Source organism: Robinsoniella sp. KNHs210 (assembly GCF_000686105.1).
Lineage (GTDB): Bacteria > Bacillota > Clostridia > Lachnospirales > Lachnospiraceae > Robinsoniella > Robinsoniella peoriensis.
This window is the reverse complement of sequence record NZ_JMLZ01000002.1, coordinates 3,107,539-3,125,306: the sequence shown is the minus strand read 5'-3', so window position 1 is coordinate 3,125,306 and position 17,768 is coordinate 3,107,539. Positions and strand designations below refer to the sequence as shown.

Annotated in this window: 12 protein-coding genes; 10 read left to right on the top strand and 2 right to left on the bottom strand. The window is 42.3% G+C overall.

What is annotated here, in order from left to right:
- Window position 1: 1 nt before the first annotated feature.
- Both CD03_RS0120655 and CD03_RS0120645 read left to right on the top strand, forming a co-directional pair.
- Window positions 2–835, top strand: a complete 834-nt coding sequence (locus tag CD03_RS0120655) for a carbohydrate ABC transporter permease (RefSeq protein ID WP_027295262.1) — start codon at window positions 2–4, stop codon at window positions 833–835.
- A 146-nt stretch (window positions 836–981) separates the two neighbouring features.
- A complete protein-coding gene (locus CD03_RS0120645; RefSeq protein WP_027295261.1) occupies window positions 982–2,922 on the top strand; it encodes a glycoside hydrolase family 127 protein in 1,941 nt (646 codons plus the stop codon).
- A 126-nt stretch (window positions 2,923–3,048) separates the two neighbouring features.
- On the opposite strand, the gene CD03_RS0120640 is transcribed toward CD03_RS0120645, so the two are convergent.
- On the bottom strand, window positions 3,049–3,495 hold the full coding sequence (locus tag CD03_RS0120640) for a cupin domain-containing protein (RefSeq protein ID WP_138001819.1): 447 nt from the start codon (window positions 3,493–3,495) through the stop codon (window positions 3,049–3,051).
- Between the two features lie 240 nt (window positions 3,496–3,735).
- On the opposite strand from CD03_RS0120640, the gene CD03_RS0120635 reads away from it, so the two are divergent.
- From CD03_RS0120635 to CD03_RS0120620, 4 genes are all read left to right on the top strand, one after another.
- Window positions 3,736–4,167, top strand: coding sequence for a hypothetical protein (locus CD03_RS0120635; RefSeq protein WP_027295259.1), 432 nt, complete (start codon window positions 3,736–3,738; stop codon window positions 4,165–4,167).
- A gap of 62 nt (window positions 4,168–4,229) precedes the next feature.
- Window positions 4,230–6,431: a protein translocase subunit SecD gene (gene secD, locus CD03_RS0120630; protein WP_027295258.1), complete on the top strand. Its 2,202-nt coding sequence runs from the start codon at window positions 4,230–4,232 to the stop codon at window positions 6,429–6,431.
- A gap of 445 nt (window positions 6,432–6,876) precedes the next feature.
- The gene (locus CD03_RS0120625; protein WP_027295257.1) at window positions 6,877–8,289 is read left to right on the top strand and encodes a hypothetical protein; all 1,413 of its coding nucleotides are present in this window, start codon (window positions 6,877–6,879) and stop codon (window positions 8,287–8,289) included.
- Window positions 8,286–8,855: an InlB B-repeat-containing protein gene (locus tag CD03_RS0120620; RefSeq protein ID WP_081820317.1), complete on the top strand. Its 570-nt coding sequence runs from the start codon at window positions 8,286–8,288 to the stop codon at window positions 8,853–8,855. The genes CD03_RS0120625 and CD03_RS0120620 overlap by 4 nt, the downstream gene beginning before the upstream one ends.
- A 97-nt stretch (window positions 8,856–8,952) precedes the next feature.
- Here CD03_RS0120620 and CD03_RS0120615 read toward each other — a convergent pair whose 3' ends face one another.
- Entirely contained in the window at window positions 8,953–9,738 is a 786-nt protein-coding gene (locus CD03_RS0120615; RefSeq protein WP_027295255.1) for an AraC family transcriptional regulator, read from the bottom strand.
- Window positions 9,739–9,915: 177 nt separating this feature from the next.
- Here CD03_RS0120615 and CD03_RS0120610 point away from each other — a divergent pair, with 177 nt between their 5' ends.
- The 4 genes from CD03_RS0120610 (at window position 9,916) to CD03_RS0120595 (ending at window position 17,605) form a co-directional block, all read left to right on the top strand.
- Window positions 9,916–10,647, top strand: a complete 732-nt coding sequence (locus tag CD03_RS0120610; protein WP_027295254.1) for a ThuA domain-containing protein — start codon at window positions 9,916–9,918, stop codon at window positions 10,645–10,647.
- 11 nt (window positions 10,648–10,658) lie between these two features.
- Window positions 10,659–11,717 (top strand): Gfo/Idh/MocA family protein, encoded by a 1,059-nt coding sequence (locus tag CD03_RS34225; protein WP_044289557.1) that lies wholly within the window; start codon window positions 10,659–10,661, stop codon window positions 11,715–11,717.
- 297 nt (window positions 11,718–12,014) lie between these two features.
- A complete protein-coding gene (locus CD03_RS0120600; RefSeq protein ID WP_027295253.1) occupies window positions 12,015–12,239 on the top strand; it encodes an HPr family phosphocarrier protein in 225 nt (74 codons plus the stop codon).
- Window positions 12,240–12,472: 233 nt separating this feature from the next.
- A complete protein-coding gene (locus CD03_RS0120595; protein WP_027295252.1) occupies window positions 12,473–17,605 on the top strand; it encodes a family 16 glycoside hydrolase in 5,133 nt (1,710 codons plus the stop codon).
- Window positions 17,606–17,768 lie beyond the last annotated feature (163 nt).

The window sequence follows — 17,768 nt, the reverse complement described above, 5'->3', positions numbered from 1 at the left end:
CATGAAAAAAGAGACGAAAAATAAAATTATCTTATTAATAATCGGAGCAATCGTATTTGTTATTTTTATATTTCCACTGTACTGGATGCTGGTTACCACATTAAAATCGCAGGTAGAAATCTTCCAGATACCGACGCCTCTCTGGCCGAAAGAGCTGACATTCGAAGCATTCCAAAAGCAGTTATCCGCTTCCAGTGATACGCTCAGAGGGTTCAAAAACAGTGCAATAATCGGATTTGGGGCAATGGCAATTTCCACCATACTGGCAATTCCGGCAGCATACGGACTGGCAAGGTTTAAATTCAGAGGAAAAAAGATTATAATCCTTCTTTTCTTAATTACACAGATGCTTCCTTCCACGTTAGTATTAACATCCCTGTACATCATGTTCTCAGGCGCAAAACTTTTAAATACATACATGGCGCCGATACTGGCAGATGCAACACTTGGTATTCCATTTTCCGTTATTATCCTAAGAACCTATTTCCTCTCCATACCGAAAGAGCTGGATGAGGCAGCAAAAATAGATGGTTGCGGACATCTTACTGCATTTGTAAAAATCATGCTTCCTATTGCAAAACCGGGCGTAGTGGTAGCTGCCGTATTTTCCTTTGTATATGCATGGGGCGATCTGATCTACGGAATTACCTTTATTACAGACCCGAATAAGAGACCGATTACATCCAGTATTTACAATTATGTACAACAGTATCAGACCTTATGGAACTCCACCATGGCATTTGGTATTATTGCAATTTTCCCGGTTATTTTAATCTTTATCTTTATGCAGAAATATATTGTCAGCGGACTTACGAATGGTGCTGTTAAGGCTTAGAAAATACACGAATAACAAAATACACGAATAACAAGTTACTGATGTTGATAGAAAATTTGATGCAGAAAGGAAGCCACGGTAGTTCTTTCAACCTGTTTTATAGTGGCTGTATTGCAGGAGCACTGCAGTATATTATGGGAAAATGAATGAAACTAAAATCATTGGATTTAAAGAATATTAAAATAAGTGATGAATTCTGGTCCAGACACGTGGACCTGGTGAGAAATGTAATAATCCCTTATCAGTGGGAGATCATGAATGACCGGGTGGCGGATGCCGAGTCCAGCCACTGCCTGGAGAATTTCAAAATAGCAGCAGGGAAAAACAGCGGAGACTTTTACGGCGCGGTATTTCAGGATACGGATATTGCAAAATGGCTGGAAGCAGTAGGATTTTCACTGGCAGGCAATCCAGATGAAAAACTGGAAGCAACTGCAGACGAAGTGATAGATTTGATAGCAGATGCACAGTGTGAAGATGGTTATATCAATACTTATTTTACGATAAAAGAGCCGGACAAACGCTGGAGCAACCTCTGTGAAGGACACGAACTGTATACAGCGGGCCATTTGATGGAGGCGGCTGCAGCTTATTATGAAGGAACGGGAAAGAGGAAGTTTCTGGATTGTATGTGCAAATTTGCAGATTTGATCTGTGAGACATTTGGGGAAGAAGAGGGTAAAATCCATGGGTATCCCGGACATCAGGAAGTGGAAATTGGTCTGATTAAACTGTTTCGTATTACAAAGGAACGCAGATATCTGGATATGGCTAAGTATTTTATCGATATCAGAGGCGTGGGTGAGAACTATTTTCTAAAAGAAATGAAAAAGGACGGACATAAACGGATTTTTCCGGAATTTGCAGATTATGATACAAAGTATTCCCAGTCCCATATTCCGGTGCGTGACCAGAAAACAGCAGAAGGGCATGCCGTTCGTGCCGTATACATGTACTGTGCAATGGCTGATCTGGCTTATGAGTATCAGGATGATTCACTGATGGAAGCCTGTGAGACCCTGTGGAACAATATGGTGAGTAAGCGTATGTACATTACGGGAGGTATTGGCTCATCGGGAATCCTGGAGCGCTTTACGACAGATTATGACCTGCCGAATGAATACAATTATTCTGAGAGCTGCGCATCTATCGGTCTTGCACTCTTTGGGCAGCGTATGAACCAGATCACCAGAGACGGCAAGTATATGGAGGAAGTGGAACGCGCCCTTTATAATACCATATTGGCGGGGATCGCCCTGGATGGCCGCAGTTTCTTTTACGTAAACCCGTTAGAAGTCTGGCCGGATGCTTGTATGCCCAGAACTTCCAAGGAACATGTAAAGCCGGTAAGGCAGAAATGGTTTGGAGTAGCATGCTGCCCGCCGAATATTGCCCGGACACTGGTATCCCTGGGACAGTATATCTACAGCACACAGGGGGATACGGTATGGGTGAACCTGTTTGTCACAAGTGAGGTTCAGCAGGAACTGGAGTCTGGCTGTATACAGATGAAACAGGAAACCAGATTCCCAAATGAAGGCAAGACGACTATCCACATAGAAAACCAGGAAAATGTAAAGGTTTCTCTGGCAGTCCGCATTCCGGAATACACAAAAGATGCCGTTTTCTATAGTGGCAGCGAAAAGATCATGCCGGATAAAACAGAAAAGGGATATGCATTTTTCACAGTAGACAGAAAAGAGATGGAACTTACAATGAAATTCTCCATGGAGCCGCGGCTTCTCCATGCAAATCCACTTGTAAAAGCGGATACCGGAAAAGTTGCAGTCATGAAAGGACCTTGCGTGTATTGTCTGGAGGAAACAGACAATGGAAATAATCTGCCAGGCCTGTTCCTGGATTCCGGCATAGCACTTAAGGAACACTTTGAACCGGATCTCCTGGGAGGAGTAACCGTAATAAGAGCACAGGGCAAAAGGCTTGTATCAGATGAGTGGAAAGAGGGAGAGCTGTATAAGGAATGTGCGCCAAAGATGGAAGACGCAGCATTGACTTTTGTACCGTATGCATACTGGGGAAACCGGATTACCGGAGAAATGTTAGTCTGGGTGAGAGAGATTTTATAATTATATACGAAAGTATTAGACATTGAGCTGAGACAAATATTTGACTCAGCTCTTTCAAAATGCGCTTCGAAAGCAATTTTCAAACACGCTCTACAGCGGACAATTTCAATACAGATTTATTTGGAATTACCACTGGCAGGAAGCGTTGTTCTCACGCTTGTTAGCGTCCATCTTCGTCTGGTGTACGGTTCCCCATGGATGCCTGGGAGGTGCATAAACGGATGAAAGCTTTAAAGGACATCTTTCGGGATTCATAATATTGTGCCAGGTTCCGGCAGGAATAAATACAGCATCTCCGGGGCACATTTCATTTTGAAATTCCGGCCGGCCTTTGCAGGAACCCATCATTACAATGGCTTTCCCATGTTCGACTCTTATAATCTGATCCGTATCAGGATGCATTTCCCAGCCAATATCCTCACATGGAGGGATACACATTAATGTCATTTGTACATGGCATCCCGTCCACACTGCGGTACGGAAGTTTTTATTTTGCTCTGCCATTTCCTCAACTCTCAATATACAGGGGTTAGGACCATAATCGGTCTGCCTCATACAGCAATTATTATTCATAAGAAGATTCTCCAATCAGGTTTCTATATTAAAATATGTAATTTCATTGTGAATGTGAATTTATGTTAGAATTGCAGGAAAACTGGTTACATAAACTGGCTACAAAACTGGTTTTTAGTGGGAAAAGAATTGCAATTCAGATTAAAATAAAATATAATAAGCCTATATGCTTTGAGCGAGATTAAATTGCTTTCCGGCAGCTGCACGCTGCGATTTGCGGATTATGAAGGAGGGAGCCCCATGAAAAAGAATATCATCATGTTTATTTTTACACTCTTTTTTCTTGGACTCCTTTTTTACGTGAAGGAAGAAGCCCATCTTGTAACCGGAGCAGGAACCAGTGCGACTGCTGACGCCAGTGGATCCGGTTACACTTATGGCCAGCCCCGCATTTTTGCGAAGCTTACACCGGCAGATGCTCCGGCTGGAATCCAGGAAAAAGTACTGACACAGGGAATTACGAATTTTGTGGAAGAACGGAATAACCAAAGGCAGTTTAACGGAAGCGTACTGGCGGTTTTATTGTATATTGCAACAAATGTCTTATTGGGCAGTGCACGGAGCAGTTTGTTCTGGATACTGTCTATTTGTCTTACATTTTCATGTATTCTGATCAGTCAGGTTCATATCTTACACCAATCCGATGGAAAGAAACGTACTGTTATCTTTTAGTATTTCATTAAAAATTTAAGAAGTGAAATTCACAAAAAGAAGATAATCAGGAGGATCGTACTTTGAAAAATAAAAAAAATCATATTTGGTTTGCGTTAGCCCTTATCGCAGCCTTTCTTTTGCTTACTATTTTTGGAGCGGGCAAGGAAGTAAAAGGGATTCAGGACATGCGTTTTGGAATTGACATCCGGGGCGGTGTTGAGGCAGTATTTGAACCGGTTGGAGTTACCGGTGTTCCCACAGAAAAGCAGATGGAATCGGCACGTAATGTTATTGAAAGCAGATTGGATGCAGAAAATATTACGGACCGTGAAGTTACGGTGGATAAAAGTGAAGGTCATATTATCGTGCGTTTCCCATGGAAATCCGATGAAAAAGACTTTAATCCAGAATCTGCAATCTCTGAATTGGGCGAAACAGCGAAGCTTACCTTCCGGGATCCTGACGGCAATGTACTTGTAGAAGGAGAAAATGTGTCAGACAGCTCCGTAACAAGGGATCAGGAAACAGGAGAATATGTAGTAGAACTGCAGTTTGATAAGACTGGAGCGGAGGCATTTGCCAAGGCAACTCAGGAGCTGGTGGGCAAACAGATGGGCATCTATATGGATGAACAGATGATCTCTAATCCTAAGGTACAGCAGGCAATTACTGGTGGTAAAGCAATTATTAACGGTATGGCGAACAGCGATGAAGCAAAGTCATTATCCGATAAAATAAATTCAGGTGCACTTCCATTTTCCATGAAGACAAGTAACTATAATACCATCAGTCCCTCACTTGGAAGTCAGGCACTGAAGGCAATGGTAACAGCTTCTATAGTAGCCCTGTTATTAGTTATCATATTTATGATCAGTATTTACAGACTGCCCGGATTCATCAGCTGTCTGACCCTTATATTCCAGATGTGCCTGCAGATACTGGCACTTTCATTTCCGCAGTATACGCTGACCCTGCCTGGTATCGCCGGTCTGATCCTTTCTGTTGGTATGGCTGTGGATGCCAACATTATCATCAGTGAACGAATTGGTGAGGAATTGAGAAACGGTACAAGTATCCGTGCGGCTGTTAAAAAAGGTTATCAAAACGCATTCTCGTCGGTATTGGACGGCAATCTGACCACAGCTGCAGTGGCATTAATCTTAATGATGTTTGGTTCCGGTACAATGCTGAGTTTTGGATATACGTTGTTTACAGGTGTGATCATCAACCTGGCAGCAGGTGTGTGGATGTCCAGATTTATGCTGGAATCTGTAATACGCTACGATATATTTGATAAAGTAAAATTGTTCCGTAAGAAAAAAGACCGTAAAATGATCCGTTTTGCAGCAAAGCGAAAATGGGTATTTATATTCACAGCATGTGTATTGATTATTGGAGCTGTGATCACAGGAGTAAATGGAGTAAAACTGGATACACAGTTTACCGGAGGCGTTATATTGAAATATACATATTCCGGTGAAACAGATACAGAAAAGATTGGCAATGCGGTAAACGCTGTTTTGAACAGGCCTGTAAGCGTACAGACCTCCCAGGACTCCGCTACGGGTGACAAAAAGTTAGTGCTGACCCTTGCAGGAAATGAAGGTATCAATCCGGATGATCAGAAGAAAGTCACAGAAGAAATTAACAAACTTGGCGATACATCCTATGAATTATCGGAAACCTTTGCTGTAGAGCCTTATATCGGGGCAAAAGCGTTAAATAATTCAGTAATTGCAATTGTATTATCCGCATTGTTTATTATTGCTTATATATGGGTGCGTTTCAAATCCCTGTCCGGGTTATCGGCTGGTGTATCTGCAGTAATTGCACTTATACATGATGTCATTCTGGTATTCTTCGTTTTTGGAGTATTTAAGATCCCGGTAAATGATGCGTTCGTGGCGGTTACCCTGACCATTATCGGGTATTCCATTAACGACACCATTGTACTCTATGACAGAATCCGGGAAAATATCCGGAATAAGGCGGGCAGCAAAAAAGAAACTTTGTGTGAACTGGTAGACCGAAGCATAACTGAGACTATCGGACGTTCGGTAAAGACAGCATGCACAACCGCTATCTGTGTTGCAATCGTTCTTATATTTGCCCTGATTTACCATATAGAATCTATCCGTGTGTTCTCATTGCCATTGCTGGTAGGTATCATCAGCGGATGTTATTCTTCTGTATGCATTGCAGGACCACTTTGGGTAACCTGGAAAGAGTTCCGTGCAAAGAAGAGTGATAAGATCGAAACGAGCAAGGGAAAAAAGAAATAAAAATCAGATGAGAAAAATTCAAGAATCTAATTGACATTAATTAGAATAATCGGTATAATAAATCCAAATAAACTGAATTTACCGATGGGTTGTTACTGTTAAGCAGGCAAAACCAATTTTAGGAAGAAAATATTCTTCTTAAAATTGGTTTTTTTTGTTTTTATAAGACTAATGAGGTATGTTCTTATGCAGGCGAAAATTCAGAAATAATTATGGTAAAGGGGTGAGGAGCGGTAGCAGGAAGGCATCTGAATGATTCTCAGCATTGGCAGAATGCAAGAGCATAATTTAAATATAACAATGATTCAAGGGGGATCAGGCTGAAAGAAATTAAAAAAAGAAAGGAGCCACAACAGAATTCTTTTAGCTTAGAGCGTGTTAAACACACTCTAGTATATCGTGGCGGTATTGCGGGGCTTTCCTGCAATATGCAAAAGGTATCAGGATGGGGAAAAGACTAAAACTATGGAAAAGAATCTTATCAATCTTCTTAGCGGTCACGCTAAGTCTTAGCAGTTTTATCATTTCGGCAGGTGCAGAAGGAAGATCTTATAATGAAATCCCAGAAAATACAGCAGATGAAGCCAGCGTGGGCAATCCAAATGGAAAAGAGCGGACTCTCATCATAGAGGCAGAAAATGCGCAGTTAAAAGAGCCGGGAGATTTTTCGGATGATAACGACAGCGCATCTCATGGCGGGAAGCATATCAGAACCCAGAAAGCTGGGGCTTCTGTAACCCTTACCTTTACAGGGACAGGCATTCGCTTCTATGCTAAAAAGGGAAGCGGCTCAGGTGTCCTGCGGGTCGACATTGATGGAGAGCTTCATGGGAAAGCAGATGAGTATGTAAGTGGGAGTCCGGAGTTTCAGTCTAAGACATACGAGGCACTAAATTTAAGTGAAAAAAATGCAGAGCATACAATTGTGCTGACGGCTGCAGACGAGAACCCCAATGGAATTAACGGCAGCCCATGGTTTAATTTTGATTATTTTGAAGTAATTCAATGTGAAGAGGAAGAAGCCGGGGACACCATTGTATCACCTGGTGATACGGATTATTATCTGGATTCTGAAGCTGCCCAAAACGGCGACGGATCACAGGAATCGCCTTTTAACTCTCTATTTGAAATTAACCGGAGGGAGTTTGCCCCGGGAGATCATATCTATATCAAACGCGGTTCTGTATTCAAAGGTCTGCTTTACCCAAAGGGTTCCGGTTCGGCGGATAAGCCAATTCTGCTGGATGCATACGGTGAAGGAGAAAAACCATTGATTGATGGCGATGGACGCTATGGCGGCCAGCAGGAGTATGGTGCAGAAGGGCCTTTTGGTGAAGCTGCGGCTGCTGTTTATCTCCACAACAGCCAGTATTGGGAAATTTCTGATTTAAGAGTTACGAACTGGGATGAGGATGCAGCAAACCTTGAAAGGAGCGGCATCCGCGTAGAGGCCAGCGGGGGAGGCGTATTCCGCCATATTTATATTAAGGATTGTGAAATATTTAACGTAAAGGGATACCGGGGGCAGGACAGCATCTGGGATGTGGACCCGGTGGGCGGCGGAACGACCTTTTTTGGTTCCAGGACGACTCACCGTACAGGCGGCATAAATTTCTGCAGTTATACAGGCAGGGAAAATAATGCGTCTGATAAAACAAATCCGGGAAAAATATCAGATAGTGAGCCAACGATATTTGACGACGTCCTGATTGAGGGAAACAATATTGAGAACTGTGACGCCAATGGAATTACTACCACAAATGTGAAAGGTGAAATGGATAACCGGGATTACCGGCATAAAAATGTTGTTATCCGCGGAAACAGCATCACCAATGTACAGAGTCCGGAAAAGCCATAGAAAGCCTGCCGTCCACCGCAAGGGAAGGATATGAATTCCAGGGCTGGTTTACCGCTCAAACCGGAGGTAGAAAGGTAACAGAAGCAACAGTGGTAACCAGCGATATGACGCTGTATGCCCAGTGGAAAAAAATGATGCAGCCACAGCCAAAGCCAGAGGTATCATTTACAGAGACGGAATATTCCTTATACACCACACAGACAATAAAGACCTCTGTAAATGCCAATGCAGCGGCAGGTGCTGTAACAGGATATAAGTCAAGCAATACAAAGGTGGCAGTTGTTACTTCGGCAGGAGTCATTAAAAGAATCCGAAAAGGCTCGGCAACTATTACCGTATCCACGTCAGGAAAAGGGACGGCAACAGTCAATGTAACGGTAAAAACGCCAAAAGTCTCCCTTACTGCAAAAAAGGCTAAGCTTCAGGCAGGAAAATCAACAAAGGCCATAACCGTAAAAGAGAAGCAAAAGATAGAAGTGGTTAGAAAACCGGTCACAGCTGCCGATAAAATTGATTACCGTTCTTCAGACAGTAAGATAGCGAAGGTTGATAAAAAGGCATTATAACCGCAAAGAAAGCCGGAAGCTGTCATATAACCGTGACGTGCAATAAAATTACTAAAAAAATAAGGGTAATTGTGGAAAGGAAATAACCGGCTGTATTTTATTTTAGCCGGTAATCCTTCGGACTTGTCCCATACTTTTCTTTAAAGACCCGGTTAAAGGTACGCTGGCTTTCAAATCCGGCATCCATCCATATCCTGGTAAGTGTGTCGTTGGTAGAACGGGTCAGATACTGAGCGTAATCCAGCCGAATATTATTTAAATATTCGTGAAAGCCCATCTTAAGCTTTTTGGAAAAAATATGGGACAAATAATATTTACTTACGTTCAGTTCCCGTGCCAGCGTATCCAGAGACATTGGTTCTTGAAAATGCAGGGAAATATACTGAACCAGACGATAAGTCAGATCCGTATTATCAGGCCGGGCATTCTTTTCTAAAGTAAATAAAGGCAGTACATGGGCCAGGATGACCTGAATCCAGGCCCCCAGCAGAAATCCGGAGGCGTCTTCTTTTGAAGATGCCTCTAATCTGTCTAAGGCATATAAGATATCCCCGTGGACCTGATGAGATTTTAGATATGGATTCAGAGGATGGCTTCTTTTTAACTGGTTTAGAAACGGACCGAACATATTCTCATCAAAAATAAAGAGAATAACATCGCAGCTTTTTGGCGCCTCGGTTCGGTATGCATGTACGGTTTCCGGGAAGACAACCGCTAGTTCCCCTTTTGCCATTTCCAGAGTATGATCCTGAATGGTAACCTGTATTCTGCCTTTTTTTACATAAATAATTTCTACTGCATCGTGGAGATGAGCCGGGAAATTAAGATTCTGAATATTATTAATATGTGGCTTCTCAAACTTCTTCTCGTAAAATGGATTCATATTTCACCTCTCTCACTTCAGGCATTTATTACAACAACCATTAGCAATTTTTGGCTACAAAATAATGTGATATGACAATCATTATAAATGGATTACTGCTATAATGCAATTAAATTAAAAAGGATTACCGCATAATTCAATTAAATTAAATGGTGAAAAAAAGAGAGGAGATTTAAGATGGAAACAAATAAAAAAGTACTTATTTTTCAAGGCGGCTGGGACGGACACGAGCCGGATAAGGTAGCACGGAGGTTCTCTGATCTATTAGAAAAACATGGGTATACATGTACTGTTTCAGATACCCAGGAGGTTTTAGAAGATCTGGATATGCTGATGGGGCTGGATTTGATTGTTCCTTGCTGGACCATGGGTGAGATCAAACCGGAATACCGCCAGAATATCGTGAAAGCAGTAGGTGCCGGAGTAGGGCTTGCCGGATGCCACGGCGGTATGTGCGATTCCTTTCGAAATGATGTGGAATGGCAATTTATGACTGGCGGACAGTGGGTCAGCCATCCGGGGGGAGACGGTGTGGATTATGAAGTCAACATCAAGTTTGGGTCAAGCCCTATTGTAGAAGGATTATCGGATTTTCATGTCTGCAGTGAGCAGTATTATCTCCATGTAGATCCGGCGGTAGAGGTGCTCGCAACAACACGTTTTCCGGTTGTGGATTATTACCACAGTGCTAATAAATGTGTGGATATGCCGGTAGTCTGGACAAAATTCTGGGGGAATGGAAGAGTATTTTATAATTCCCTGGGGCACCACGATGATGTATTTGAAAAATTCCCCACCGCTCAGATAATCATGGAGCGGGGGCTTCTATGGGCAGCAGAGGGCAGGCAGTATGCCCTGGATCACGGACTTACAACAGAGCGGTTTGAAAGCACCGCAAAAATGTATTAGGAGGGACCGTTATGGAAAAAGTAAAAATCGGAATATTGGGACTGGGTGCCATCAGCGGCATTTATTTAAAAAATCTTAGCAGTGTGTTTCGGAATGTGGAAATTCTGGGGATCTATGATCTGATTGAAGAAAAGGCAGAAAAAGTACAGGAAGAGTACCATATTTCAAAAGTATATAAAAATATGGAAGAAATGCTGGATGACCCCGAAATCGAAATTGTGCTTAATCTAACCAGACCGCTGGAGCATTACCATGTTACAAAATCAGCTCTTCTGGCTGGGAAACATGTATATAGTGAAAAACCGCTGGCAACTACTTTTGAGGAAGGTAAGGAGTTAGTTGCTCTGGCAAAACAACAAAACTTACTGCTTGGAGGTGCACCGGATACATTTCTGGGGGCGGGAATACAGACCTGTAAAAAAATAATAGATTCGGGATTTATCGGCAGGCCCATAGGAGCTGCGGCGTTTATGATCTGTCATGGGCATGAGAGCTGGCATCCGGCTCCGGAGTTCTACTATCAGACCGGAGGAGGACCAATGATGGATATGGGCCCCTATTACCTGACTGCCCTTGTGAATCTTATGGGCAGCGTAAAAGGACTGACCGGAATAGCGAAGAAAAACTTTGAACATCGGGTTATTACCAGTGAACCTTTATATGGAAAGACAATTGATGTAGAGGTACCCACTCATTATAATGGTATTCTTGATTTTGAAAGTGGGGCTACGGCTACGGTTACCACCACTTTCGATGTATATTATACTCAGCAGGCAAGATTTGAGATCTACGGTACAGAAGGAACTTTGATTGTACCCGACCCGAATACCTTTGGTGGACCGGTTAAGCTTTTGAGTGGAAAAGAAAATGAATACAGGGATATGCCGTTATTATTTGACTACAGTGAGAACAGCAGGGGACTAGGATTGTCTAATATGGCTGATGCCTTGAGAGGACTTGATGAATTCAGGGCAAATGGCGATCAGATGCTACATGTATTAGAAATCATGACCGGATTTGAGAAAAGCAGCAACGCAGGCAGCTATTTAGAGCTGGCTACAAGGATATAATAAATTAAATGTGAAAACAGGGGTTATGCTATGAAAATAGAGTAATCTCTGTTTTTTGGCATTTTGTTAAGTGCACTTTGATAGCAATTATATGCGAAACAATATATGGGCTATTTAGACAAGCAAGATGATAATAATACAAATAAAACAAATTATTGTGCAAATCATAAATAAATATAAACAAAAGAAAGAAATTTTTTAGTGAAAGTTCTTAAATTGTTCACAAATTCTTACTATTTTGTCCACGATAGAGGTTTATAATACTATTATAGACTAAGCAGAGAGGAGGAAGACAACATGACAAGAATTCCCGTTCATTTTAACACAGCCAATGATTTATTAAAATTTGTGAATATCGTAAGCCGCTACAATTATGATGTAGAGCTTAAATCCGGTGACTGTGTTCTGGATGCCAAGTCCATTGTCAGTGCAATCGTGTTAAGCCCATCCAGTGATTTAGAGATGCTCGTTAATACAAATGATTGTCAGGATCTGGTAGAAAACGTTTCAGCATATGCATGAAAACCTGAGAATGGAGATAAAGACAATGTATAATGGAATGATATAGCCTGAAGATTGGTGAAAACGTCAATCTTCGGGCTATTTTAATGTCTATAGATAAATTAAAAGCAGGCTTTTGAAAGAATTACAAACTATGCTAAAAAATTACAACAAATTCCATGATATTTTTATAGATATTGGTATTTTTTTCTATTAAAATAAAAATATTATAAAAAAATAATGGAGGCGGGAAGATGAGAAAGGTATTGAAAAAGACGATGTCTGTGGTGTTGGCAGCATCACTTCTGGCAGGATCGGTAGGAGCCGTTGATGCAGCAGAAATGAAAAACAAAAGCGCAAGGCGGGGAAATGCAGATTATGTTTCCAATCAGGGAGAGCTGATTACCACTCCATTTGTACAATTACCGGTGGGGGCGGTGCGTGCAAATGGATGGCTTGAAAACCAGCTGTTATTACAAAAAGTAAATTTAACGGGAAACATGCATCTGTTCAATGATTATAATGAAGCTACCAGTGCATGGCTTGGCGCAGAAAATGGGGAAAGCTGGGAGAGAGGTCCTTATTATATGAGAGGACTTGTTGCGCTGGCATATGTGCTGGATGATGAGGAACTGAAGACAGAGGCTCAGATGTGGGTAGAAGCAATTCTGGCAAGCCAGAAGGAGGACGGATCTTTTGGAGCAGGCAGCAAGACTGACTGGTGGGCGAAAATGCCGGTTCTTATGGCAATGAGGGATTATTATGAAGCAACCGAAGCAGCAGGAAAAACGGATGAGCGGGTAATTCCTTTTATGGAAAGTTATTTCCGGTACCAGGCAGCAGCACTGCCGAACAATCACTTAAGCAACTGGGCGGATGCCCGGGGCGGAGATAATATTGACAGTGTTTACTGGCTGTACAACCGGCTTTATAATGATTCTGATCCTCAGTCATCTGATTGGCTGCTTGACCTGGGTAACATACTGGAAGAGCAGACAACAGACTGGACAGGTCAGTATAATGATACGACTGTCCGCCAGCACGTGGTAAATACCAGCCAGGGCATGAAGACTCCGGCTGTATATTATCAGTATTCAAAAAATGATAGAGATAAGAATGCGCTTCAGAACGGGCTGCTGAATATGTCCATTGACCATGGGCGGGTAGACGGGCTTCCCAATTCGGATGAGGCAGCAAGGGATAACCGAAGTACCAGAGGTACAGAGAACTGTGGTATTGTGGAAGGGCTGCTTTCATCAGAGATCGCAGAGAAAGTGCTGGGAGAAGCATGGATTGGTGACCGAATTGAGAAATTGGCTTATAATGCTCTTCCGGCTGCTTATACACCGGATATGTCCGGACATGTCTACTATGTCCTGCAGAATCAGGTTATGGCAACACTGGGAAATCATGAATTTGACTGCGACCATGGCGACAGCTCGGCATTCGGAGCACCGCTGGGATTTGACTGCTGCTATTCCAACACACATATGGGATGGCCGAAGTTTGTTCAGAATATGTGGATGGCAACTGAGAACAACGGACTTGCGCTGACCGCATACGGACCTAATCAGGTTACAGCGAAGGTGGCAGACGGAAAAACCGCTGAATTTGTTCAGCAGACTGATTATCCGTTTAAAGATGCTATTCACCTGGATTATAAGGGAGATACAGCAGATTTTGAACTTCAGCTTCGAATTCCGGAATGGGCAGTTGAACCGGTTGTTAAAGTAAATGATACAGTAGTTCAGGGCGTTGTGAACGGAGAATACTATAAGGTAGACCGGGAATGGAAAAAAGGAGATACCATTGATCTGGTATTCCCAAGTGAGATTGCAACATCATCCTGGTACAACGACTCTGTGGCAGTAGAAAAAGGACCACTTCTTTACGGGCTTAAGATAGAAGAGGACTGGCGGGTAGAGGAAAGCAATGATGCCAGGGAATTAAAGGTAGAACATCAGGAACAATCTCCGCTTAGAGAAGTATATCCGGCATCCCAGTGGAATTATGGATTGGTTGTAGAAGATGGATTTGAAGTGTCATACGCAGATGAGGTGGCTCTGCAGCCATTCAGCACCCAGACAGCACCGGTTACCATCAAAGCTACCGGACAGTTAATTCCTGAGTGGACCTATGATGGCAATATTGCAGGACCTCAGCCATTTGGGGCAACACCGGCAGATGAAAGCTTACAGACCGATATAGAATTAATCCCTTACGGCAGCGGCAGACTGCGTATATCCCAGTTCCCGGCAATTGGAGAGCCATACACAGATGTTGTGAAGGCAGAGGGTGACAGCAGTAAAATTAAGCATCTGGGTAATATTTATCAGGAGTTTAAAAATATTATTGTACCGGCTGCTCAGAATTATACTTTAACGGTAGAAGGAAGCGGAGAGGGAGAGGTTATTTTAAATAATAAAGGAAAAGTGTCAGTTGATCTTACTTTGGGCTCTGCAACACTGGAGGGTCTGAAAACCTTAATTTCAGACGGTAATTTCAAATTCACCAACGGACATTTTAATAATCTTCGGTTTACTGAAGGGCTTCAGGTAGACAGACTGGTGGTTACACCGGTAAATATGGAAATTACGGATATTAATATTGAAAGCTATAGCCGTACAGATGATTACATTAAGATTAATACCAATTTAAATGCTCAGGAGACACCATATGAACTTCTGTATAAGACAACGGAAGAAGGGGATTTTACCAACAGTATTATCGGATTTGAGTCCCAGACGGCGTATATTACAGGAATTGATCCCACGCTGGACTATTATGTACAGATCGTTGCAAAGGTTCATGGTGAAGATAAAGCAAGCGATGTCATTGTATTAAAGGCTGAGGAAGTCAACGGTGGCGGATTAAAACCAAATCCGGGTGCGCCCAATGCCCAGTATTCCGGATTCACAACCCTGAACTATATGGAGGACGGGTCAGCAGGATGGGTGAAGTATGATCCGGGAAATAATATCAGGTATATACAGGATGAAAATGAAGGCAGAACGGTAGCGAAGATTGGAAAAAATGAAAAGGTTAAGATGACTTATGAGCCGGCGGACGGTTCGGCACAGAACTGGACGGATTATGTAGTTACCGGAACGGTATCTGTTGATGAGATGTCAAATAATAATGCAGGTATTATCTTTCGCGGAAGTAATTTTGGAAATGATCCGGATGCTTATGCAGGATACTTTGCTGGTATTGGAAGAGTTGATTACAATGATGGCAATGTCCATGGCCTGGGACTTATGATTGGCTATGCAGATGGACAATGGCATGACATTAAGGGATTTTCCATGCCGGAACTTCAGACGAACACAAAGTATGATATTAAGGTAGTAGCGTTTGGTGACCAGTTTGCTGTTTATTTAAAAGCTCATGACGATGCAGATTATGAATTTATTGCAAAATTCAGCGATTCCAGATTCACAAAAGGAACAATTGGTTTCCGTTCCTACAATGAGGCATTTACCGCGTATGGGGTAGATGTGAGACCGGTTGTGCAAGAAGACCTTGGGGTATTTGAGGAAACTGAGGAAGAACCGGGAGAACAGCCGAACGAAGTACTTTTCACTGATGATTTTAGTGATGCACAGAAATCCCAGGAGAATTGGCTGAAGGTACCGAATCAGGCAGATATTCAGTTTGTGGATGAAAAAGTGGTACTTGGATCAAGTACAGATATGAAGCTGGTAACAGCAGAGCCATATCAGTGGAAAGATTTTGTATATGAAGCAGATGTAACACTGCGGGGAGAAGGTCAGAATGCAGGTCTTATTTTCCGGTCTTCCAAGGAAGAAAGCGGCGCAGACAGTTACAATGGTTATTATTTTGGAATAGGATATGGCAAGGGTAAGGGAAGCTTTGAAGTTGGAAAAGCAACGGATAAAAAGTGGAACGGAATAAGCGGAACAGTGGAATTGGAACTGGTTAAACCTGACCAGGCACATCATCTTATGGTAATTGCATACGGTTCCAAATTGAATTTCTTTATTGACGGAGCCAAGGTTTATTCTATTGCTGACAGTTCTCACAAGATTGGGCGTGTAGGGCTTCGCGGATATAACAGGCAGTTCGAAGTGGATAATATACAGGTACGCACCCTGACAGAAGAAGAAAAAGAGATCTATTCTAAGATTGAAGTCGAGGAATTCGACATCACAGCAGAATCATTCCAGGATGGATTCCAGATTACATATCCAAAGACAACTGCTGCATCTTACAAGGTACAATATGGCACAGAACCCGGTGTATATACCAACGAGTTTGTGGATGTAAAATTCAACAACTATAAAGGCGGAGGTGTATTTACAAAAGATAAAGTTGCATTTGGAGTACCATTTGATGGTACATATTATTTCCGTCTGGTAGGCTTGTCATCCGGACAGATTGTGGTAGCACAGTCTAATGAATTGATGATGGATACAGGATATCTGGAAGATACTTCAGCAAATGCGCAGAGACTGGATGATACCAAATCACAGGTGTCCGGAACAGATACCTCGAAAGCAAGACCGGCAGATCTCGCGCGCCTGAAAACAGCCATTGCAGATGCAGGAGCCCTTCAGGAAGCCACAGGAAATCAGATGGATTATGATCTGGCATCAAGCCTGCTTACGATTTCAAAATATGCAATAGACAATCGTGTGGCAGAGCCGACGGATCCGGAAGAACCAGATGAAACAGAGAAGCCGCAGGAAACAGACAAGCCGCAGGAGACAGAAAAACCGCAGGAGACAGAAAAGCCACAGGAGACAGAAAAGCCACAGGAGACAGAAAAGCCGCAGGAAACAGAAAAGCCAGTTGGACCTGTAAAACCAGTGGAACCTTCTAAACCGGTGAAAAAGAATCAGACAATCAGTGCTAAGAATATTTCTAAAATATATGGAACAAAGCCTTTCAAATTAAATGTAAAGACAAATGGCGATGGAAAGCTTTCTTACAAGTCTGATAATAAAAAAGTTGTTACCATCAGCTCTTCCGGTAAAGTTACCGTTAAAAATTACGGAAAAGCAAAGATTACGATTAAAGCATCTGCTACTGGCAAATACAATGAGGCTTTTAAGACAATCACATTTGAAGTACGTCCGAAAAAGGCAGTGATTTCAAAAGTATCTGCAGCAGGCAAAGGCAGAATGAAAGTAACCTGGAAGAAAGATTCCAGAGTAACCGGATATCAGATCGTTTATGCAAGGAACAGTAAATTTACAAAAGGAAAGAAATATGTCAGTGTCAAAAATGCAAAAACCATCACAAAGACGGTATCCAAACTGAAAAAAGGAACTAAATATTTTGTGAAGGTAAGGTCTTATAAGACTGTGAAAAACCATAAATATTATAGTAGTTATAGTAAGATGAAAACAGTTAAAATTAATTAAGGTGGAATAGAGGAAGAGCAGGAACAGCCGTTTTAGCGGCGGCCTGCTCTTTCTTTTTGTTTTAAACAAAAGGTTTGTTATCTATCTTTGAGGGCGTGTTCAGGACCCGCTGGAATATATTCCATGAAGGCAGTAATATATTCCATGTTTTCCTGCTGGTGTT

What these genes read in the sequence shown, in the direction of transcription:
- CD03_RS0120655 (WP_027295262.1), top strand. Translation starts at nt 2, where the DNA reads ATGAAAAAAGAGACGAAAAATAAAATTATCTTATTAATAATCGGAGCA.
- CD03_RS0120645 (WP_027295261.1), top strand. Translation starts at nt 982, where the DNA reads ATGAAACTAAAATCATTGGATTTAAAGAATATTAAAATAAGTGATGAA.
- CD03_RS0120640 (WP_138001819.1), bottom strand. Translation starts at nt 3,495, where the DNA reads ATGAATAATAATTGCTGTATGAGGCAGACCGATTATGGTCCTAACCCC.
- CD03_RS0120635 (WP_027295259.1), top strand. Translation starts at nt 3,736, where the DNA reads ATGAAAAAGAATATCATCATGTTTATTTTTACACTCTTTTTTCTTGGA.
- CD03_RS0120625 (WP_027295257.1), top strand. Translation starts at nt 6,877, where the DNA reads ATGGGGAAAAGACTAAAACTATGGAAAAGAATCTTATCAATCTTCTTA.
- CD03_RS0120615 (WP_027295255.1), bottom strand. Translation starts at nt 9,738, where the DNA reads ATGAATCCATTTTACGAGAAGAAGTTTGAGAAGCCACATATTAATAAT.
- CD03_RS0120610 (WP_027295254.1), top strand. Translation starts at nt 9,916, where the DNA reads ATGGAAACAAATAAAAAAGTACTTATTTTTCAAGGCGGCTGGGACGGA.
- CD03_RS34225 (WP_044289557.1), top strand. Translation starts at nt 10,659, where the DNA reads ATGGAAAAAGTAAAAATCGGAATATTGGGACTGGGTGCCATCAGCGGC.
- CD03_RS0120600 (WP_027295253.1), top strand. Translation starts at nt 12,015, where the DNA reads ATGACAAGAATTCCCGTTCATTTTAACACAGCCAATGATTTATTAAAA.
- CD03_RS0120595 (WP_027295252.1), top strand. Translation starts at nt 12,473, where the DNA reads ATGAGAAAGGTATTGAAAAAGACGATGTCTGTGGTGTTGGCAGCATCA.